17 protein-coding genes are annotated in these 18448 nt (G+C 38.5%); 10 read left to right on the forward strand and 7 right to left on the reverse strand.

All coding sequences use genetic code 11. From position 1 onward, the window contains the following. The first annotated feature begins 3 nt into the window (after positions 1-3). A complete protein-coding gene (locus ACZZZW_RS14855) occupies positions 4-1407 on the forward strand; it encodes an alkaline phosphatase (protein ID WP_463494489.1) in 1404 nt (467 codons plus the stop codon). Between the two features lie 1025 nt (positions 1408-2432). Here ACZZZW_RS14855 and ACZZZW_RS14860 read toward each other — a convergent pair. After that, entirely contained in the window at positions 2433-3215 is a 783-nt protein-coding gene (locus ACZZZW_RS14860; RefSeq protein ID WP_463494491.1) for an HAD-IIA family hydrolase, read from the reverse strand. A 198-nt stretch (positions 3216-3413) separates the two neighbouring features. Here ACZZZW_RS14860 and ACZZZW_RS14865 point away from each other — a divergent pair, with 198 nt between their 5' ends. Then, on the forward strand, positions 3414-3938 hold the full coding sequence (locus ACZZZW_RS14865; protein WP_463494493.1) for a hypothetical protein: 525 nt from the start codon (positions 3414-3416) through the stop codon (positions 3936-3938). Positions 3939-3957: 19 nt separating this feature from the next. Here the strand turns inward: ACZZZW_RS14865 and ACZZZW_RS14870 are convergent, their stop codons facing one another. The 4 genes from ACZZZW_RS14870 to ACZZZW_RS14885 all read right to left on the reverse strand — a co-directional run bounded on the left by ACZZZW_RS14870 (position 3958) and on the right by ACZZZW_RS14885 (position 7098). After that, on the reverse strand, positions 3958-4638 hold the full coding sequence (locus ACZZZW_RS14870; protein ID WP_463494495.1) for an esterase family protein: 681 nt from the start codon (positions 4636-4638) through the stop codon (positions 3958-3960). Between the two features lie 114 nt (positions 4639-4752). After that, complete coding sequence (locus ACZZZW_RS14875) at positions 4753-5340, reverse strand: GDSL-type esterase/lipase family protein (RefSeq protein ID WP_463494497.1); 588 nt, start codon at positions 5338-5340, stop codon at positions 4753-4755. A gap of 172 nt (positions 5341-5512) precedes the next feature. Further along, entirely contained in the window at positions 5513-6601 is a 1089-nt protein-coding gene (locus tag ACZZZW_RS14880) for a fatty acid desaturase family protein (RefSeq protein WP_463494499.1), read from the reverse strand. Between the two features lie 326 nt (positions 6602-6927). Further along, the gene (locus ACZZZW_RS14885) at positions 6928-7098 is read right to left on the reverse strand and encodes a hypothetical protein (RefSeq protein ID WP_463494501.1); all 171 of its coding nucleotides are present in this window, start codon (positions 7096-7098) and stop codon (positions 6928-6930) included. Positions 7099-7554: 456 nt separating this feature from the next. Here ACZZZW_RS14885 and ACZZZW_RS14890 point away from each other — a divergent pair, with 456 nt between their 5' ends. Beyond that, a complete protein-coding gene (locus ACZZZW_RS14890) occupies positions 7555-10161 on the forward strand; it encodes a DUF7133 domain-containing protein (RefSeq protein ID WP_463494503.1) in 2607 nt (868 codons plus the stop codon). Positions 10162-10207: 46 nt separating this feature from the next. Here ACZZZW_RS14890 and ACZZZW_RS14895 read toward each other — a convergent pair whose 3' ends face one another. Continuing rightward, entirely contained in the window at positions 10208-10408 is a 201-nt protein-coding gene (locus ACZZZW_RS14895; RefSeq protein WP_055909924.1) for a hypothetical protein, read from the reverse strand. A 189-nt stretch (positions 10409-10597) separates the two neighbouring features. Between ACZZZW_RS14895 and ACZZZW_RS14900 the strand changes: the two genes are divergently transcribed. From ACZZZW_RS14900 to ACZZZW_RS14915, 4 genes are all read left to right on the forward strand, one after another. Then, entirely contained in the window at positions 10598-10975 is a 378-nt protein-coding gene (locus ACZZZW_RS14900; RefSeq protein ID WP_463494506.1) for a response regulator, read from the forward strand. A 150-nt stretch (positions 10976-11125) separates the two neighbouring features. Then, complete coding sequence (gene epsC / locus ACZZZW_RS14905; protein WP_463494508.1) at positions 11126-11938, forward strand: serine O-acetyltransferase EpsC; 813 nt, start codon at positions 11126-11128, stop codon at positions 11936-11938. An 11-nt stretch (positions 11939-11949) separates the two neighbouring features. Further along, the gene (cysM, locus tag ACZZZW_RS14910; RefSeq protein WP_463494510.1) at positions 11950-12822 is read left to right on the forward strand and encodes a cysteine synthase CysM; all 873 of its coding nucleotides are present in this window, start codon (positions 11950-11952) and stop codon (positions 12820-12822) included. Positions 12823-12984: 162 nt separating this feature from the next. Further along, positions 12985-14247 carry an ATP-binding protein gene (locus tag ACZZZW_RS14915; RefSeq protein WP_463494512.1) on the forward strand — a complete coding sequence of 421 codons (1263 nt, stop codon included), beginning with the start codon at positions 12985-12987 and terminating at the stop codon, positions 14245-14247. 1144 nt (positions 14248-15391) lie between these two features. Here ACZZZW_RS14915 and map read toward each other — a convergent pair. Next, positions 15392-16192, reverse strand: coding sequence for a type I methionyl aminopeptidase (gene map / locus ACZZZW_RS14920; protein ID WP_463494513.1), 801 nt, complete (start codon positions 16190-16192; stop codon positions 15392-15394). A gap of 256 nt (positions 16193-16448) precedes the next feature. On the opposite strand from map, the gene ACZZZW_RS14925 reads away from it, so the two are divergent. The 3 genes from ACZZZW_RS14925 to ACZZZW_RS14935 all read left to right on the forward strand — a co-directional run bounded on the left by ACZZZW_RS14925 (position 16449) and on the right by ACZZZW_RS14935 (position 18439). Then, on the forward strand, positions 16449-17024 hold the full coding sequence (locus tag ACZZZW_RS14925; protein ID WP_463494515.1) for a Crp/Fnr family transcriptional regulator: 576 nt from the start codon (positions 16449-16451) through the stop codon (positions 17022-17024). A 238-nt stretch (positions 17025-17262) separates the two neighbouring features. Beyond that, entirely contained in the window at positions 17263-17673 is a 411-nt protein-coding gene (locus ACZZZW_RS14930) for an ABA4-like family protein (RefSeq protein WP_463494517.1), read from the forward strand. Position 17674: 1 nt separating this feature from the next. Further along, positions 17675-18439, forward strand: a complete 765-nt coding sequence (locus tag ACZZZW_RS14935) for a hypothetical protein (protein WP_463494519.1) — start codon at positions 17675-17677, stop codon at positions 18437-18439. Positions 18440-18448 lie beyond the last annotated feature (9 nt).

The following is an 18448-nucleotide window of genomic DNA, read 5'->3' on the forward strand; positions in this document are numbered from 1 at the left end:
AATATGAATAGAAGATCATTGTTAAAAGGCGGATTATTAGCCGGCTTAAGTGCGCCATTAGTTGGGTTTAAAGATGTATTAGCCGCCCAGGTTGGAGGAATAAAAAAAGCAAAAAACATTATCATGATGGTGAGCGATGGGATGAGCATAGGCACTTTAAATATGGCAGATTTGTATGCCAGCCGCACTTTCGGTAAAAGCAGTAAATGGTTAGGTTTATATCGTGATAATAAAGCTGTTCGAGCATTAATGGATACCGCTTCTGCCAGTTCGATGGTTACCGATTCTGCAGCAGCAAGCTCATCATGGGGTGGTGGGTTACGTGTAAGAAATGGTTCGCTCAATGTTGGAATGAAAGGGGAGAAACCTCAACCCATTCTTCAGAAATTTAAAGAAAAAGGAAAAAAAGTTGGTTGTGTAACCACCGTACCCATTACCCATGCCACCCCTGCAGGTTTTTGCGTTAACCTGGATAACCGTGGTGGCCAGGATATTATCGCTGAAATTTATTTAGGCCTAAAATTCGATGTAATGATGGGTGGCGGAAGTAAATATTTCGGCGAAAAAAGAGCAGGAGGAAACCTTTTACCTAAATTTTTATCCCAGGGATATAAAGTTGCAGAAAATAGAAATGAAATGTTGGCCCTGGATCAATCCAAGCCGGTATTGGGATTGTTTGCTGAAGATGGACTCCCTTACGAGGTAGACCGTATGCACGATGCTGAATTGCAAAAAACGGTGCCAACATTGGCCGAAATGACTGTTAAGGCCATTGATTTGATGAAAGATCATAAAGATGGTTTCGCATTGCAGGTTGAAGGCGGAAAGGTAGATTGGGCAGCGCATTCCAATGATTTAGGTGGATTAATATTCGATCAATTGGCCTTCGATGAAGCGGTAGGAAAAGTAATTGAGTTTGCTGAAAAAGATGGAGAAACATTGGTAATTATTACTACAGACCATGGCAATGCAAACCCTGGCCTCTTTTATGCAGATGAAGCCAATAAAAAATTTGATAGCTTACAAAACTTTAAACACAGCAATACCTGGTTGCTTGCCCAACTGAACCAATCTTTCAGCGAACAAAAAATCATGGAAATGATTAAAGAAAATCAGGGTATCGAAATGAAAGCCGACGACGTAAAATCGCTACTTGCACATTTTAAAGATATTGTTCCTAACCAGTTATATAACGAAGCAAACCTTCCATTTTACGAATACGGCAAGATTTTAAGTAAATACACAGATGTGCAATGGGCGGGTATGAACCACACTGGGGATTATGTTGAGCTTACAATGTTCGGCCCCGGATCGGAACTGTTAAAACCTTTTGTTAAAAACTACGAACTCCATAATTTTATGCTTAAAGCAGCCGAAATGCCTGAACATTTTCTGGTAAAGGCCTAGTTAGTTATGCGTTAAGTGATCTTACTTTATATTATAAATAGAACATAACTTATTTCTGAGGGTTAATTATTTTAACCACAGACTTACACAGAGATCAGTTTTTGCCACGGAGACATGGAAGGCACGGAGAATTCAAAGATGAACATCTACATCGTCCTCGTTTGTAACGAGGATGTACGAGGAAAGTGATTTTATCGCTCCTTAAAGGAATTATTTTCGCATTGCAAATGCGTACCTTAAATAGTCCTCGTTACAAACGAGGACTATTTAAGACTAAAATAAACACCGCATTAAGATCCCCGCCTGCGCGAGGATGACGGTGTGGCGTAAATAATCTACATTGTCCTCGTTTGTAACGAGGATGTACGAGTAAAGCGATTTTATCGCTCCTTAAAGAAATTATTTTTGCATTGCAAATGCGTACCTCAAAAATCCTCGTTACAAACGAGGACTATTTAAGACTAAAATAAACGCTGCATTAAGATCCCCACCTGCGCGAGGATGACGGTACGAATTAAATATTCTTTTGCCGTCATGCGGTATGGAGTAAATACCTACATCGTCCTCGTTTGTAACGAGGATGTACGAGTAAAGCGATTTTATCACTCCTTAAAGGAATAATTTTCGCATTGCAAATGCGTACCTCAAAAATCCTCGTTACAAACGAGGACTATTTAAGACTAAAATAAACACCGCATTAAGATCCCCGCCTGCGCGAGGATGACGGGTGTGACGTAAATAATCTTTTGCCGTTATACGGTATATGGAGTAAATACTTGTTTAGCGTCATTTCGACCGTAGTGGAGAAATCTTTGTATTTGTTTTTTCAAATTCCTTTAAAAGATTCATCTGAAGCGTGGCACTCTCGTAATGCCAATCCCTGAATTATGAACTATAGACTATGAACCATTGACTATGAGCCATTGACTATAAATCATTGACTATGAACCATTGACTATGAACCATTGACTATGAACCATTGACCATAAACCATCAACTCCAAACTCAAAACTCCCAACTCAAAACTACCTCCCTTCCCACCAGGTTAAAGGAAACTTTATCTCATCAACCGAACTGGCAATCATATCAGGTTTAAAAGCATAATGACCTAAAGTATCTTTGCTTGATATACCCGACAGAACTAAAATTGTTTTATAACCCATCTGTACGCCGCCTTGAATATCGGTTTCCATGGTATCGCCAATAACAGTAGTTTCGCTGGTTTCGAGTCCGAGGAATTTACGGGCCGAACGCATCATCACCGGACTAGGTTTGCCTGTTACAAACGCTTTTCTGCCTGTAGCTTCTTCAATCATGGCTGTGGTTGCGGCAATCCCAAGGTTGTTCCATCCTGGTTTTTTAGGCGATGGATCTCTGTTCGTCGTGATGAATTTTGCGCCCGCAAGAATCATATCTACGGCTCTCTGAACCATTTCTAGCGTAAAGTTTCTTCCTTCTCCAAGCACTACAAATTCTGGGTCGGTATTTACCAGCGTAATTCCGTGATCGTGTAAACTGCTTAATAAACCACCTTCGCCCAGTACGTATGCGGTACCATTCGGACTTTGATCGGAAAGAAATTTACCTGTAGCCATTGCACTGGTATAAACGTGACTTTCGTCAACCTTAATGCCAAGGCCTTTAAGCTTGCGCACAACTTCCAAACCGGTTCGTTGGCTATTATTGGTCATAAAAGCGAAAGGAATATCTTCGTCGATTAATTTTTTAATAAATTTATCAGCACCAAATATCAATTCTTCGCCGCTATAAATCACCCCATCCATATCTATTAATAATCCTTGTTTCATGTTTTTCGAGATTTAATTTGTTTGTATGCAAACTTAATATTTTCTTGTTCAATCAATGTTAATATAAAGTTTTTAGAATTTTCTGGTTCAATATATTCCGGGTTTAATTGATGCTGAAAATAATTTAACATAAACTTAATGTATCAGGTGTAGCGCAAATTCATTTGATCCCGTATTGATTACAAAAACTAAATCCACATGAAAAACGCTTTCAAGCCTACAGCCATTCTTTTAATCGCGCTAAGCACTTTGCTCGCCTGTAAAAAGAAAACCGCAGACCCTATTGAAATCATTGTAGACGATAAAGATTTAACCGGTTGCCCGGTGGGTACAACCTGTTATTATCAATATGTAAACAATGCCACAATGCTTGATCGCCAGATTACCTTAACCACCGGACAATACCGCGTTTTCTGGTCAAAAAACATAGGTTATGGCGCGAGGTCATTTTATTTCCTGGCTCCGATGATGGGCGATAATTTTGTTCTTAATGATAAGGACGTAGCTGAGGGAAGGGTAAAATATGTAAGTGATTGCCCATCATGTTTATCAATATCTTTAAAAGCTTTAAGCGGGACAGTAAAAGGTATAAGGGTAACCAAAACTGGTATTCAAGGTGAAAAGTGGTTGGTAGAATCTAATGTCGTTTTGGCTGTTGAAGGAACCACAACACCTTTCGACACGGTGCACGTTAAACAATATTATTTTCCTGCTGTACAATAATCATTCATTTACATGGCACTTAGATGTACATTGGTGCCATTTTTCGCCAGTAATGAGGACGGTGCGCATTGCTTTGCCAGGTATGAAACTGATTGGGTATTCCTTTTTCCCATAAAAGACTGCTCAGGTGCTGGTTTCCACTTAAAAATGGGTCAGTTTCGCCAACTGCCAGGATGATTTCCAAACTTCGCACTTCCGAAAGTAATTTATCATCATTAAGATTGGCAATGTATTGGGCTGGCATGTTGTAATACACTTTTTCATTATGAAAACCATTTAATAAATCTCTAAAATCACCAATATTATCCGTAAGATCATAACGGCCGCTTATGCCAACAGCTTTTTTAAATAACCATGGGTATTTCATGGCCAGATTGATGGCGTGGTAAGCGCCCATGCTGCAGCCTGCAGTTTCTACATAACCGCCACCGTTTTTTAGATCAATAAGTGGCATTACTTCCTCCAATAAGTATTTTTCATACTGGAGATGACGTTCAATGCGCACTGAAGGAAATACTTCATCATTATAAAAACTTTCGCCATCAATACTATCCACGCAAAAAACCTGGAGTTCGCCGTTTTCAATCTGATCGCTCAATGAGGCGATAATTCCCCAGTTTTCGTAATCATAAAACCGGGCCATCCGCGTAGGGAAAAAGATAACTGCCCGCCCGCTTTGTCCGAAAACTAATAATTCCATATCCCTTTGAAGGTTATGGCTGAACCATTTATGGTATTCCCTGTTCATTTGCTTAAAATTCTTTATGGAAAAGTAGTGCTTCGATGTTATCGGGATATTAATTATAGGTAATGATTAACCTATTTTATCTTTAACAATTTCGGCCCATAAACGATAACCTTCTTCGCTTAGGTGTAAGCCATCATGATCGTATAATGCAGGATCAGGATTGCCCGCTTTATTTAGCATTTTTTTAAATACATCAATAAATCTCCAGTTGCCATTAATTTTAATGATTTCACTTTCAATCAGGTTATTGGTATACCTAAACTGATCGGCCATATGCCAACGGTTTAAACTTGGCTTTAAAGAAATAAAATAACAGGGCAGGGGGCCAAACCTTAAATTTACCTTAACCATTAACTGTTGAAAAAAAATAAAGATCTCTTCAGGGTTCCGGCCATCTCCAAGGTCGTTATCGCCAGCATAAACCACTAACGATTTGGGTTTATAATCGGTCATGATCCGTTCGAAAAACCAAACACAAGCAGCTAGGGTAGAACCGCCGAAACCCAGGTTGGTAACTTTAGTGAAATCAAAATCATCTTCCAAATTCTTCCATAAGCGGATTGATGAACTCCCGTAGAAAATAATTCCCGGATGCTCGCGATCCATTCGATGCCTTTTCTCCAATTGTTTAACCTCTTCTTCGTACCAGTACATATTGCTAAGATAAAAAGTTCTGCCCTTTGAAGAAATGGATTTATGTTAAGTTTTTGTGAATAGAAAAGTATTCATATGCCAATAACTGATAAAGTTGACCCGTTAATTTTTTAAGTGGTTAAACTGATCATCAACTTAACTTTGTACAAGATTATACTTCTAGCACGAAAAATTAATCAGCCAGCTCAGGCCTGCCCATTTTCTTTAATATGCGGTAATGAGAGCGCAAAGCGAGAAGGAAAGTTGCATTTTCATGGTAAGGCAGGTTAAAGTCTAAAGCCGTTTGCTTTACAATACCTGCAATTCTTCCATAATGCACATGGCATATTTTTGGGAAAAGATGGTGTTCAATTTGTCTGTTTAATCCGCCAAGAAAAAATGCTGAAATGCGGCATTCAGTGGCAAAATTTGCTGTAGTGCGCATTTGGTGCTCTGCCCAGGCTTCTTCCATGTTACCATCGGCGTTGGTTACAGGGAAAGTTGTTCCCTCTACTACATGGGCCAACTGAAAAACAAGTCCCATGGTTAATCCCTGAGCCATATGCAATACCACAAAACCAATGGCAACCTGCCACCAACTAAGCGGCATTACCAAAATGGGCAAACCGATAAACACAAAATAATAAAGGAATTTATAGAAAAAGAGGTTAAAATATTCAATTTTTGGATGTGTATGCTGACAGGCCCCTACGCTTTTCTGGAAGAATTTTTTATAATCTTTGCGGAATACCCACGAGAGTGAAGCCAAACTGTATAAAGGAAAAGCATACCATTGCTGGAAACGTTGGTGGGGCTTTAATTCATCCTCATTACAAATGCGGATTAAACCTGGAGCCACTTCAATATCTTCATCATGCCCGGGGATATTGGTATAAGTATGGTGCACCACATTGTGCGTAATGTTCCAAACATAAGGGTTAGCACCCACCATATGAAAAAGGAAACTGAAAAATGAATTGATCCGTTTAGAGTTTGAAAAAGAGCCATGAATAGCATCATGGCAAATGTTAAAGCCAATAAAAGCACAAGTTGCGCCAAGTAAAACAGTTAAGCCTAAAAGTAATGCTGTGCTAATGGGTAAAAGTAATATCACCAAATAAAGTACCAGGAATACGGTTAAGAAAAAACAGGCTTTAAACCACATTAACTTATTGGCATTTGTACTTCTGTTGTTTTCCTTAAAATCTTTATTTACCCTACGGCGAACTTCGGCGTAAAAAGATTTTCCCGTTAAACAGGGGAATTTTGCTTTTGATTTCATGATCTTGTGCGCTTATCTACCCCATGTACGAGGTCGATACTCCAAGTTCATTAAGTTTTATATGTATGCTGGTATTTTTGCCAGGCTAAGTTATAAACGTAAACTGCTACGTTTTAGTTTTCTACGAAGATAATAACTTTAGTTGTTGATGTACCTGAGCTAAATGTTAAATTATGTTACCATTTTAACCGTGATTCCGCTTTTGATTAAAGGGATTTGAAGAATACAAAAAATATGATGGGCGAAAATGCTTTTGTAAAACTTATTGCATTACCAAAAAGCCCGGGCTATATTATGCGGGTAAGTAGAAAAAAAATTAATGCAGACTACTCACTGTAGTTCCTCTTATTAGCAGCATAAATATGGTACCAGATGTACAGAATCCATATTAACACCACTGTACTGTAAACCAATTCAGGGTCAGAAGCATCCTTTGTGATTAACAGCGCAATGGAGGAAATCAGGGCAGTCAGGAAGAAATAAAGAATATTTTTCATAACGTACTGATTTAATGAATGTTGGATTTAGTAAATATAATAAAATATCTTTTTCGAACCAACTATTATTAAAAATAATTTGTTAAAATGTGTTAAACTGTTTAATTGTTCCAATTTTATTATGTTTTTCATCTATTTGTTTGTTTTTTAAGGCATTACTGCAATAATAAATCAAGCTTTAGGGTTATTTTATTGGAATTAATTTTTTTAGTAACTATTGTGAAGGATTTACCTCAGTCTTTAATAGGTAGACGCATGAAGCGTTAATTTACTTTAAAATTTAAAGGAGATATTTAAATTTTCTTCAGCTGCTGTAACTGAACTCAAAAAAAAAGAATTTAATAACACGCGATTGGTTAATAAGTGCATAAAACAGCACAAAATTGTGGCATAATAGAATTTAGATTTTTTTGTATGTTTACCCGACAACTAACCAGAAAATAATAACACACACAAATGATTAAATTTTCTTTAAGCTTAATTTCGTTTACATTAGTTTTTTTTGGACTAAAAAGCTTATTCAATGAACCAAAAGCATCACAGGCCTTACCGCCCGAATTAACCATTACCAATTTTGCAGGCCCTGATGTTACCCCAAGTCCGGCTTGTTTAGCCGTTGCCCCAACAGGCGAAGTTTATGTTGGTGTTGATATGATCGGTTCTTTAGGAAAAGATCCAGGTAAAGGACATATCCTGAAATTAATTGATAAGGATAATGATGGCAAAATGGACCAGCATGTAGATTTTGCAGAGGTAGATAACCCAAGGGGGATTATTGTGCAGGGAGACCAGGTATTTGTTTTGCACACCACTTTTTCTAAAGAAACAAAGCAGGCTACCGGTATGAATTTAGTCGTATTTGAAGACAAAGACGGCGATGGAAAGGCAGATGGACCAGAAAAGCCACTTATTGAGCACATTAGCAATGCAAAATACATCCGCGAACGTGGTACCGACCACGCCACCAATGGCATAAGAATGGGAATTGATGGATGGATTTATATTTCGGTTGGAGATTTTGGATTTCACGATGCGGTAGATCGCTCAGGCAAAAAGTTAACCATGCTAGGCGGTGGAATATTGCGCGTGCGCCCCGATGGAACCGAAATGGAAATATTTACGCATGGTACCCGCAATGTGTACGATGTAGCGATTGATCCTTATATGAATGTTTTTACCCGCGAAAATACCAACGATGGTGGGGGCTGGAATGTGCGTTTCTCTCACCACATCCAATCAGGTGAATATGGCTATCCGGTTTTATTTCAGAATTTTACAGATGAAATTATTCCTGCGCTGGCAGATTTAGGTGGAGGATCGGGTACAGGTGCATTATTTATGGATGAACCCAACTGGCCTGAACAATATAACCATGTGCCAATGATGGCCGACTGGGGCAGAAGCATGCTTTACATCCACCGTGTATCAACCGATGGACCAACCTTTACACAAAAGGATGAAGAGTTTATCAAATTGCCTCAAATTACCGATTTAGATGTTGATGGCTCAGGAAGGCTCTACCTTTCAGCATGGGATGGTGCAGGTTATTCTGGTAGTCCGGATAAAGGATACATTGTTCGTGCAGTGCCAAACAACTGGACTTATAAAGCTTTTCCAGATGTTAAAGAAGCTTCTGTTAAAAAACTAACAGAATTACTAAAATCAAATAGCGCAGTGGCAAGGCTTACGGCTTCGCAAGAATTGGTGTTACGCAATGATAAACAGGCCATTAATGCGGCATTAAAAATTGCTTCCGACCAAAGTTTAGCACTTGATGTGCGTGTGGCAGGTATTTTTACTTATGCACAACTCACCAAAGAAAATGGTATTGCTACTTTAGTTGAATTTACCAAAGATAAAACCTTAAGTGAATTTGCTTTAAAGGCACTTGCCGACCGTAAAACTTACATTGATAAGGTTCCTGTAGAACCATTTTTGGCAGGGCTAAAAGATTCTTCTTTACGCGTTCAGGCCACTTCCATAATTGGTTTAAACCGTTTAGGGCGAGCAGAAGTAGCCAATGTACTTTTACAAACTAAGGTTCCGGCTTCGTTTACTGCACCTGCCAAAGGTACAGAAGGGCCGCATGCTACGCCAAACTCTGCAATTATTTTACCTCACTTAGCGGTTCGTGCTTTGGTTGATCTTAATGCTGTAGATGCTTTACTTGCTGCTGTTAAAACCGAAAATGCAACACTTGCACTTTGGGCATTACGTTATATCCATACCGAAAAAGCTGTTAATGGCTTGATTGAAAATTACAATCAATCGAAAGATGAAAATTTAAAGCAACAGATTTTGGTTACGTTGGGCCGTTTGTATAAAAAGGAAATTGCTTACGATGCAAGTTGGTGGTGGGGTACACGTCCTGATTCGCATGGCCCATACTTTAAAGCTGTTTCATGGGAAGGCTCTCCTGCAATTGAGAAGTTTTTAAAGGCAGAGGCTGCAAAAGCAGGTGCCCAGGGCAAACAGTTTTATGTAGATTTAAATGCGCGCCAGAGGATGGATATTCCTGAATTTGCTGAAGAGGAAAAAGTAGCAGCTGCAGAAGAACCTAAAATTGATTTGGAAAAAATTAAAAATCAAAAAGGCCAGGTAGGCAAATCTTCTATTGAAGATGTATTGTTGGCCATTAATAAATTACAGGGAAATCCGCTAAAAGGAAGAAACATTTTCAATAACCAGGGTTGTATTGCTTGCCATAGCTTAAGTAAAAGTGAAAAAATGAAAGGTCCGTTTATGGGGCAGATTGGCTCCATCATGAACCGTGAGCAGATTGCAGAATCGATATTAAAACCTAGTGCTTCTATTTCGCAAGGCTTTGCATCGGTATTAATTACTGCCAAAGGTGATCATACCTATATGGGATTTATCACCGAAGAAACAGCTGCCAAAGTTGTATTGCGCAACATTGCCGGGGAAGTATTTACCATAAAGGCAGGCGATATTTTAACCAGAAAGGAAATGGAAAACTCCATGATGCCTGAAGGTTTGGCCAATTCGTTGTCGTACGAAGAACTAGCTTCTTTAGTTACTTTTTTATCTGAACAGAAAAAATAAATTTATATGCGTAATTCCGGTCGGGTTTGCCGATCGGAATACTTTATTAAATCTGATTATTCTTATTCCAATTTCTACGGATGATAATCAGTTCTCCATCCACAAGTTGAAATACGTAGCTGTTTAGGCTTATCGACTTGAATACTGCAATACGGTATACCAGGCCAGATTTCTCTTCAAAGGTAATTTCTTCACCGATATAAACCCGATCCAGTTCCTTTGCCGTTGTTTTATCGGTAATAAACATATAGAGAGAACACTAGTTTCAGAACAGTGTTTTAGAAATATTTATATTATTGCACAATGTATACGTATAAACCTCATATGTGTAGTAGTATTTTGTATTTATACCTGTTTTTTTTTATTTCAGGGTTATTCCTTAAGGTTTTAGCTTCAAAATTCCTATCTTAATATAAATTGTTATAAATACAATATAATGCATCGGATATTAATTGAGGAAACTGACGGATCAATTTTAGAGGTACTCAAAATTGCATTGGAAGAAGAAGGATTTATCACCCTTGGAACCATCGGTTTTAAACCAGGTTTTATGGAACTGGTAGATAATTTCAAACCTCACACTGTTATTTTGGATTTTCGCCTCAACGGGAAAGATGCAACCTGCATTTGCCAATCCATTAAAAATAAATATCCATACCTCCCGGTACTTGCGCTAAGTTGTAACATTGATATCCACCTGAACTATAAGCTATATGGATTCGACGATTACATCAGTAAACCTTTTGATTTAAAAGTACTTTATAAAATATTACGAAAACATACTGCTGGTTCGGTTCAGCACCATCAGGAATAGCACCTTTAAATTTATTTCATTGTTATTGGTGCGCAATTTTTAAGATAAAACAGCAGTATTTGTTTTGGTTTAAAAAAACAAAACTTACATTTAGCGATTAAATCTATATACCTAGTCGATGAGCAGATTGACCAGGTATGACCACCGATTATGGAAGACCATTTTTTTGAACAAATATTTAAAAACCCTCAAGAGCAACCAAATATCCCACCAAATGAAGTCATCTCCCTTTGGGCGGAACGACTCATTCAGGTGCTTTTTCCAGAAAACTCGGCTAAGGTATTTGCAACTGTAGAAGAAGTAAAGGCTTATATTTCGGTTTTGGAGCTAGAGCTTTATGATATTATATCGAGTAGCTGTAAGCTTAAAAATGCAGAATGCAAAAATGCAGCCGGTCAGTTTTTCGGAGTGTTGCCCGAACTTTATCGGGTATTAAATACCGATATTGTTGCGATATACGAGGGCGATCCGGCGGCACAGAGCAGGTTTGAGGTGGTTAGAACTTATCCTGGTTTTTATGCCATCTGTTTCTATCGGATTGCCCATATGCTCTACCAATTCGGCATTCCGCTGGTACCCAGAATCCTTACTGAATATGCGCATTCTAAAACAGGTATTGATATCCACCCTGCGGCCAGTATCGGCGAATATTTCCACATCGATCATGGAACAGGGATTGTAATCGGCGAAACCAGTACAATTGGGCGCTATGTGAAACTTTACCAGGGCGTAACCTTAGGGGCATTGAGTGTAAAAAAAACATTGGCAGGCAGCAAACGCCATCCAACGGTAGAGGATAGGGTAGTAATTTACTCTGGGGCAACCATTTTAGGAGGCGAAACCGTTATCGGGCATGATAGTATCATAGGAGGGAATGTTTGGCTTACAGAAAGTATTCCGGCGTTTTCTACAGCGTACCATTCGCCAATCATTACCATAAGAAACCATAAAGAAACCATTTAACATATTATAATATGGCAGGAATAATCGATCTGATCGGAAATACGCCAATGGCTGAGCTGCAAAAGCTGAACATTAATCCCGCAGTGCGGGTATTTGCTAAATTAGAAGGCAATAACCCGGGAGGAAGCGTTAAAGACAGGGCATCGCTAAATATGATCAGGAGCGCAATAGAACGTGGCGAAATAAAACCGGGTACAAAACTGGTTGAAGCAACAAGTGGTAATACAGGTATTGCGCTGGCGATGATTGCAAGTTTATACCGTTTGGATATTGAACTGGTAATGCCTGCCAACTCTACACGCGAACGTAAGGTAACCATGGAGGCATTTGGTGCCCAGGTAACTTTATTGGATAGCATTGAAGATTGTAGAGATTATGCGGAAGAAAAAGGAAGCAGCGAGGGGTATTTTTTGCTCAACCAGTTTGCAAATTCAGATAATTACCTTGCACACTACAAAACAACAGGACCGGAAATCTGGAAAGATACCAACGGAGCGATTACTCATTTTGTAAGCTCGATGGGTACTACAGGAACCATTATGGGCTGCTCACGTTTTTTAAAAGAAAAAAATAAAGATATACAGATTGTTGGCTGCCAACCTACCGAAGGTTCATCTATACCGGGAATAAGGAGATGGCCTGTTGAATATTTACCTAAAATATTTGAGCCAGAGCGGGTAGATCGTGTGATGGATATTGCACAGGAAGAAGCCACTTCAATGTCGAGAAGAATGGCTAAAGAAGAAGGCTTGTTTGCAGGCATGAGTTCGGGTGGGGCATGTGCCGCTGCATTAAAACTTGCAGGCGAACTGGATAAAGGGACTATAGTATTTATTGCCTGCGATCGTGGTGACCGTTACTTAAGCAGTGATCTTTTTGGTTAATATTTTAGTTGCTTTAGGATTTTTGATTGTATGCCAACATTTTAATTAACCTAATTAAGTATTTATAACAATAAATTCTACTTTGAGGATGTTTAAAACTTATTCCTACGCTAACTTTTAGGATAAAAATAATATGATATATTTGCTAATTAAATTAGCATCATGTCGGTAAAGGTTAACATTACATCCAAAGGAATTCAAAAGGTACTTAAAAACTACAATGAAAAACAGGCTATCGCTGAATACATCTGGAATGGCTTTGATGCCAATGCAGATACCATCAGGATAGATTACATTGCCAATCCGCTTGGCCTTTTAGAAAGCCTTAGTGTTGCTGATAATGGTTATGGAATTAACTTCGAACGCTTGCAACAAAAGTTCGATCCTTTTTTTGAATCTGAGAAATCGATTCAAATTGTTGCGCCTAAGCATACTTCAAAAATGCATGGACGTAATGGCGTTGGCCGGCTTACCTTTTTTACTTTCGCGCATGATGCCGTTTGGCGAACCTCTTACAAAACAGAGCAGGGCTACCAGCAGGGCCAAATAAAAATCAGTACTGGTGGATTGAACAGTTACAGTCATGATTTTACCGAGACACCTCATGCTATTGGCGAAACAGGTACAACTGTTGCTTTTAGTAACCTGAAAATCAGTGTGCAAGATGTTGAAGAAACCGTGCTTCCATTTCTGATCAACGAATTTTGTTGGTTTATTGAGCTTAACAAACACAAAAAATACGCAATTATTGTAAATGGCGAGGCATTGGATTTTAGCAGCAACGTTAAAATTTTAGAAGAATTTAATCTTTTTTATCCCGATTCTGCAGTTACATTTAAGGTGAAGTACGTTCATTGGAAAGAAAACCTGCACAGAGAATTATCCAAATACTATTTTTTAGCGGGAGGCGAGGAGATCTATAAAGATTATACCACGCTTAACAAAAAGAGCGATGATTATTTCCACAGCATTTATATTGATAGTGATTTCTTTCGTGATTTTGATTTTAAGAGTTTCGAAAATGAAGGTCAGGTGGCCATATTTGGTGCTGCAAAATCTTCTCCTGAGTATCGGTTCCTGATTAAAGAGCTTACCGAATACCTGAAGCTTAAAAGAAAGCCATTCTTAAAAGAATACGCCAACCGTTTGATTGAAAGTTATGATCAGGATGGCATATTTCCAGCTTATTCATCTCTAACGGAAACAGCCCAACATAAGGCACCATTGGTTAATTTAATAAAGGCATTATATGAAATAGAACCAAAGCTGTTCAGTAGCTTAAATACCGACCAAAAAAAGACATTGGTACGGTTGATTGATCTGCTGCTGCGCTCGGGGCAACATAGCCAATTGTTGGAAATGTTTAATGGATTGATTGAACTGGAACCTGAAGAGCAAAATGAATTGCGTCTGTTGCTGAATTAAGGAGATTCACTATAAATTAGGTAGAAAATATATTAATATGGGGCTTCGACTCCGCTACCATTGACAGGCTTCAGTAAAGCGGACTTAATTGCGAGGATTTTAGCATGAAAGATTGCTTACGCTGAAAAAGCCTTCTCGAAATTGTAAGGTACGAAGCAATCTTGATGCGATCGCCATGATTTCAGACTTGTTAGCCACTTTGCTTAAAACGATCGTCATTGCGAGGAGGAACGACGAAGCAATCTTTCATGTTAGTGATCTATATAGGAAAGATTGCTTCGTCGGCTGAAAAAGCCTTCTCGCAATTGTAAGGCACGAAGCAATCTCGATGCGATCGCCATGATTTCAGACTTGTTAGCCGCTTTGCTTAAAACGATCGTCATTGCGAGGAGGAACGACGAAGCAATCTTTCATGTTAGTGTTCTATATAGGAAAGATTGCTTCGTCGGCTGAAAAAGCCTTCTCGCAATTGTAAGCCACGAAGCAACCTCGATGCGATAGCCATGATTTCAGACTTGTTAGCCACTTTGCTTAAAACGATCGTCATTGCTAGGAGGAACGACGAAGCAATCTTTCATGTTAGTGATCTATTTAGGAAAGATTGCTTCGTCGGCTGAAAAAGCCTTCTCGCAATTGTAAGGCACGAAGCAATCTCGATGCGATCGCCATGATTTCAGATTTGTTAGCCACTTTGCTTAAAACGATCGTCATTGCGAGGAGGAACGACGAAGCAATCTTTCATGTTATTGATCTATTCGGGAAAGATTGCTTCGTCGGCTGAAAGAGCCTTCTCGCAATGACGATTCATTATAAATTATATAGAAAATAAGTTAACATTGGTCTTCGACTCCGCTATCATCGACAGGCTTTAGTAAAGCGGACTTAATTGCGAGGATTTTAGCATGAAAGATTGCTTCGTCGGCTGAAAAAGCCTTCTCGCAATGACGATTCATTATAAATTATGTAGAAAATAAGTTAATATGGGTCTTCGACTCCGCTCAGACTGACAAATTTCAAAAAAATCGTCATCACTGAAGCAAAGCGTAGTGTATAGATCTATTATAATTGAATTTCTGCTTATTATTCCGTTATTATTGCTAAATGGACAAAAAAAAGCCACAATTTGCATTGTGGCTATATCCAATTAATAGTATGAAGTATTCAAATTGCTGTTCTGCTTTTCTGCGGCCTCAATTGGTGCATAATCTGATAGAATAAGTGCTTCACCTTTTTTAACGCAAACATCATGTTCGAAATGTACTGATGGGCTTCCATCAGCCGTTCTGATGGTCCAGCCATCTTCATCCAGAAAAACATCTTTTTTACCCATATTAATCATGGGTTCTATGGCCAGAACTAAATTTTCTCTTAGCAACAAGCCGTTGCCTTTGCGACCGTAGTTTGGCACTTGTGGATCTTCATGCATATCCTTACCCAAGCCATGTCCAACCAAATCGCGAACAATGCCATAACCTTGTTTTTCGTTATGCATTTGGATTGCCGCACCGATATCGCCAATGCGTTTCCCAACTACGGCTTCTTTAATGCCTAAAAACAAAGATTCTTTAGTGGTTTTAACAAGATTTAAAACCTCTTTAGAAACCTCACCAATTATGAATGTATAAGCGTGGTCGCCATGAAAACCATTTTTGATTGTACCTACATCAACAGAAATAATATCACCGTCTTTCAACTCATCTTTTGTCGGAAATCCATGCACCACAACATCGTTTACGGAAGTAATGATGTGAAAAGGAAAACCATTAAAATTAAAAAAGGAAGGTACTGCACCATGATCAAGTATATATTCATTGGCCAGTTTGTCAATCGCCAAAGTGGTAATGCCTGGTTTTAATATTTTGGCTATTTCTGCTAGTGTATCGCTCACAAGTAGTGCACTGATTTGCATCAGTTCTACTTCTTCGTTGGTTTTGTATAAAATCATTGATGCAAATTTAATAAAAGAAGTTGGAAGGCTGAAATATTGGATCGGGGTAAGATTAAACCTATTATGAGATATAAACAAACTAGAAATTAAACCCACTGGAATAATTGTAAGATACTTTTCTAAAAAAAATAATGGCTATGATTTTTTTAGCGAGCTGTCAATCATTTGTTTTACCTATTGTGGGATAGCATGATATATTGCAGTAAACCTTAAAAATATTGTACTAAATTTGCCCTTCGATACCCATTTCAGCATGTACGAAATTATTACGCAATCGTTAAGTAAACTGGTCGATTTTACCGAAGAAGAGCTTTTTTTATTTATGCAACGCCTTAAACCTTTAAGTTTAAAGAAGCACAGCTTCTACCTAAAAGATGGTCAGGTTTGCAAAAGCATGGTAATTGTTTACAAAGGCGGCATGCGGGTTTTTACACGTAATGAAAAAGGCGACCAAACCTTAGGTTTTGCCTTTGAGGGGGAATGGATTGGCGATTATGAAAGTTTTTTACTTCAAACACCTTCCGATTTTTTTATTGAGGCCTTGGAAGATTGTGAAATATTTACTTTAAGCTTTGCTGATATGCAGTCACTTTATTTGCATAGTCAGCGCTTTGAGCGTTTTGGACGGATTATAGCCGAAAATTTATTTATTGAAACCGCAAAGAGCAAACGTAACCTCATGGCGCAATCTGCTGAAAACCGTTATCTTAACCTTATTGATACTAACCCGCATATTTTAGATAGATTGCCCCAACATTTAATTGCTTCGTATTTGGGCATTCAACCACAAAGCCTGAGCAGGATTAGGGCGAAATTGACCAAAAAGTAGTTTTAAGTTGGTTAATGGTTTCTAAATGCATACTTATTTGGTTAATTAAAGCTATACTACCTCCTTTAAACGCTTCCCACAGATCAATACCTTAATGTTCTTGCTGTAAAACATTATTGCGGTTTAATCTTCACCTATGTTAACGATTTCGTTGTGTTTATTAACGCAATATCATTTTTAACCCAAATGATTATCGGCAGCTTTGTGCTATTAAAACATCTGAATCTTTTTAAATAATATGGATACACCACAGGTTTTCTCTATTGCCAGTGCGCTTGCTGCCTTGCAATGGTTGTTATTAATCGTTGCTCCAAAATGGAAGGTAACGGTATGGCTCGTTCGTTTTGCAGTTATACCTTTAGTGCTCGCTATAATTTATGGCATTTATATTATAGGCTTCTTTAACATTGAAGGTGGCGGATTTGGCTCTCTAAAGGAAGTACGTACACTTTTTGCAAATGATCAACTTTTACTGGCAGGCTGGGTACATTACCTCGCTTTCGACCTCTTGATTGGTTTTTCCATTATAAAATCGGCAAATGATAGAAAAATTTCCCATTGGCTGGTCATTCCTTGTTTACTCCTCACTTTCATGTTTGGCCCCTGCGGTTACCTGCTTTATCAAATTATTAAAAAAACAAAATCATAACATGAAAAATCTTTTCACGCGGATCAAGATTGGTAGTCCTGCTTTATATTATTGCGGTTTAGGTCATTTAATTTTATTTCTGCTGATGTTGCTTATTGCCTTATTTGATCACAGGCAGTTAATGGGCATCAATCTCTGGATTAAACCCATTAAATTTGCAATTTCTATCGCCATATATTGCCTAACCTGGCCACTCTTTTTACAATATTTTCCTTTTGAACGGTTAAAAAAATACTTCGCTAACTTTATAGTGTTTGCCATGTCTTTCGAAATGATTGCCATTGCTACCCAGGCTGCAAGAGGAGAGTTATCTCATTATAACATTACAAGTACTTACAATGCTCTAGTGTTTGGTACCATGGGTATTGTAATTGTTTTGCAAACGCTTTTCGCCTTATTAATTGGCCTGATGTTTTTTAAAGTAAAGGCTGTTGCCATGAATCCGGCTTTACTGTGGAGCATCCGTTTAGGCATTATTATGACTACCATTTTCGCTATGGAAGGTGGTATTATGGCTTCCCGCCTGGCTCATACCGTTGGGGCAGCAGATGGAGGAGTGGGGATACCACTGCTCAACTGGAGTAAGGTTGCCGGCGATTTACGCATTGCCCATTTTATGGGACTGCATGCTTTACAGGTTGTTCCGCTGTTTGTATGGTTTACAAAAGTTAAAACAGCCCGATCAGCTGTGCTGTTTTCGGTGATTTACTTTTTGTTGATATCATTTTTGTTTTACAATGCATTGATGGGCAATCCCTTACTTTAATAGGTTGCA

The sequence above is a fragment of the Pedobacter sp. AC379 genome (assembly GCF_979258145.1).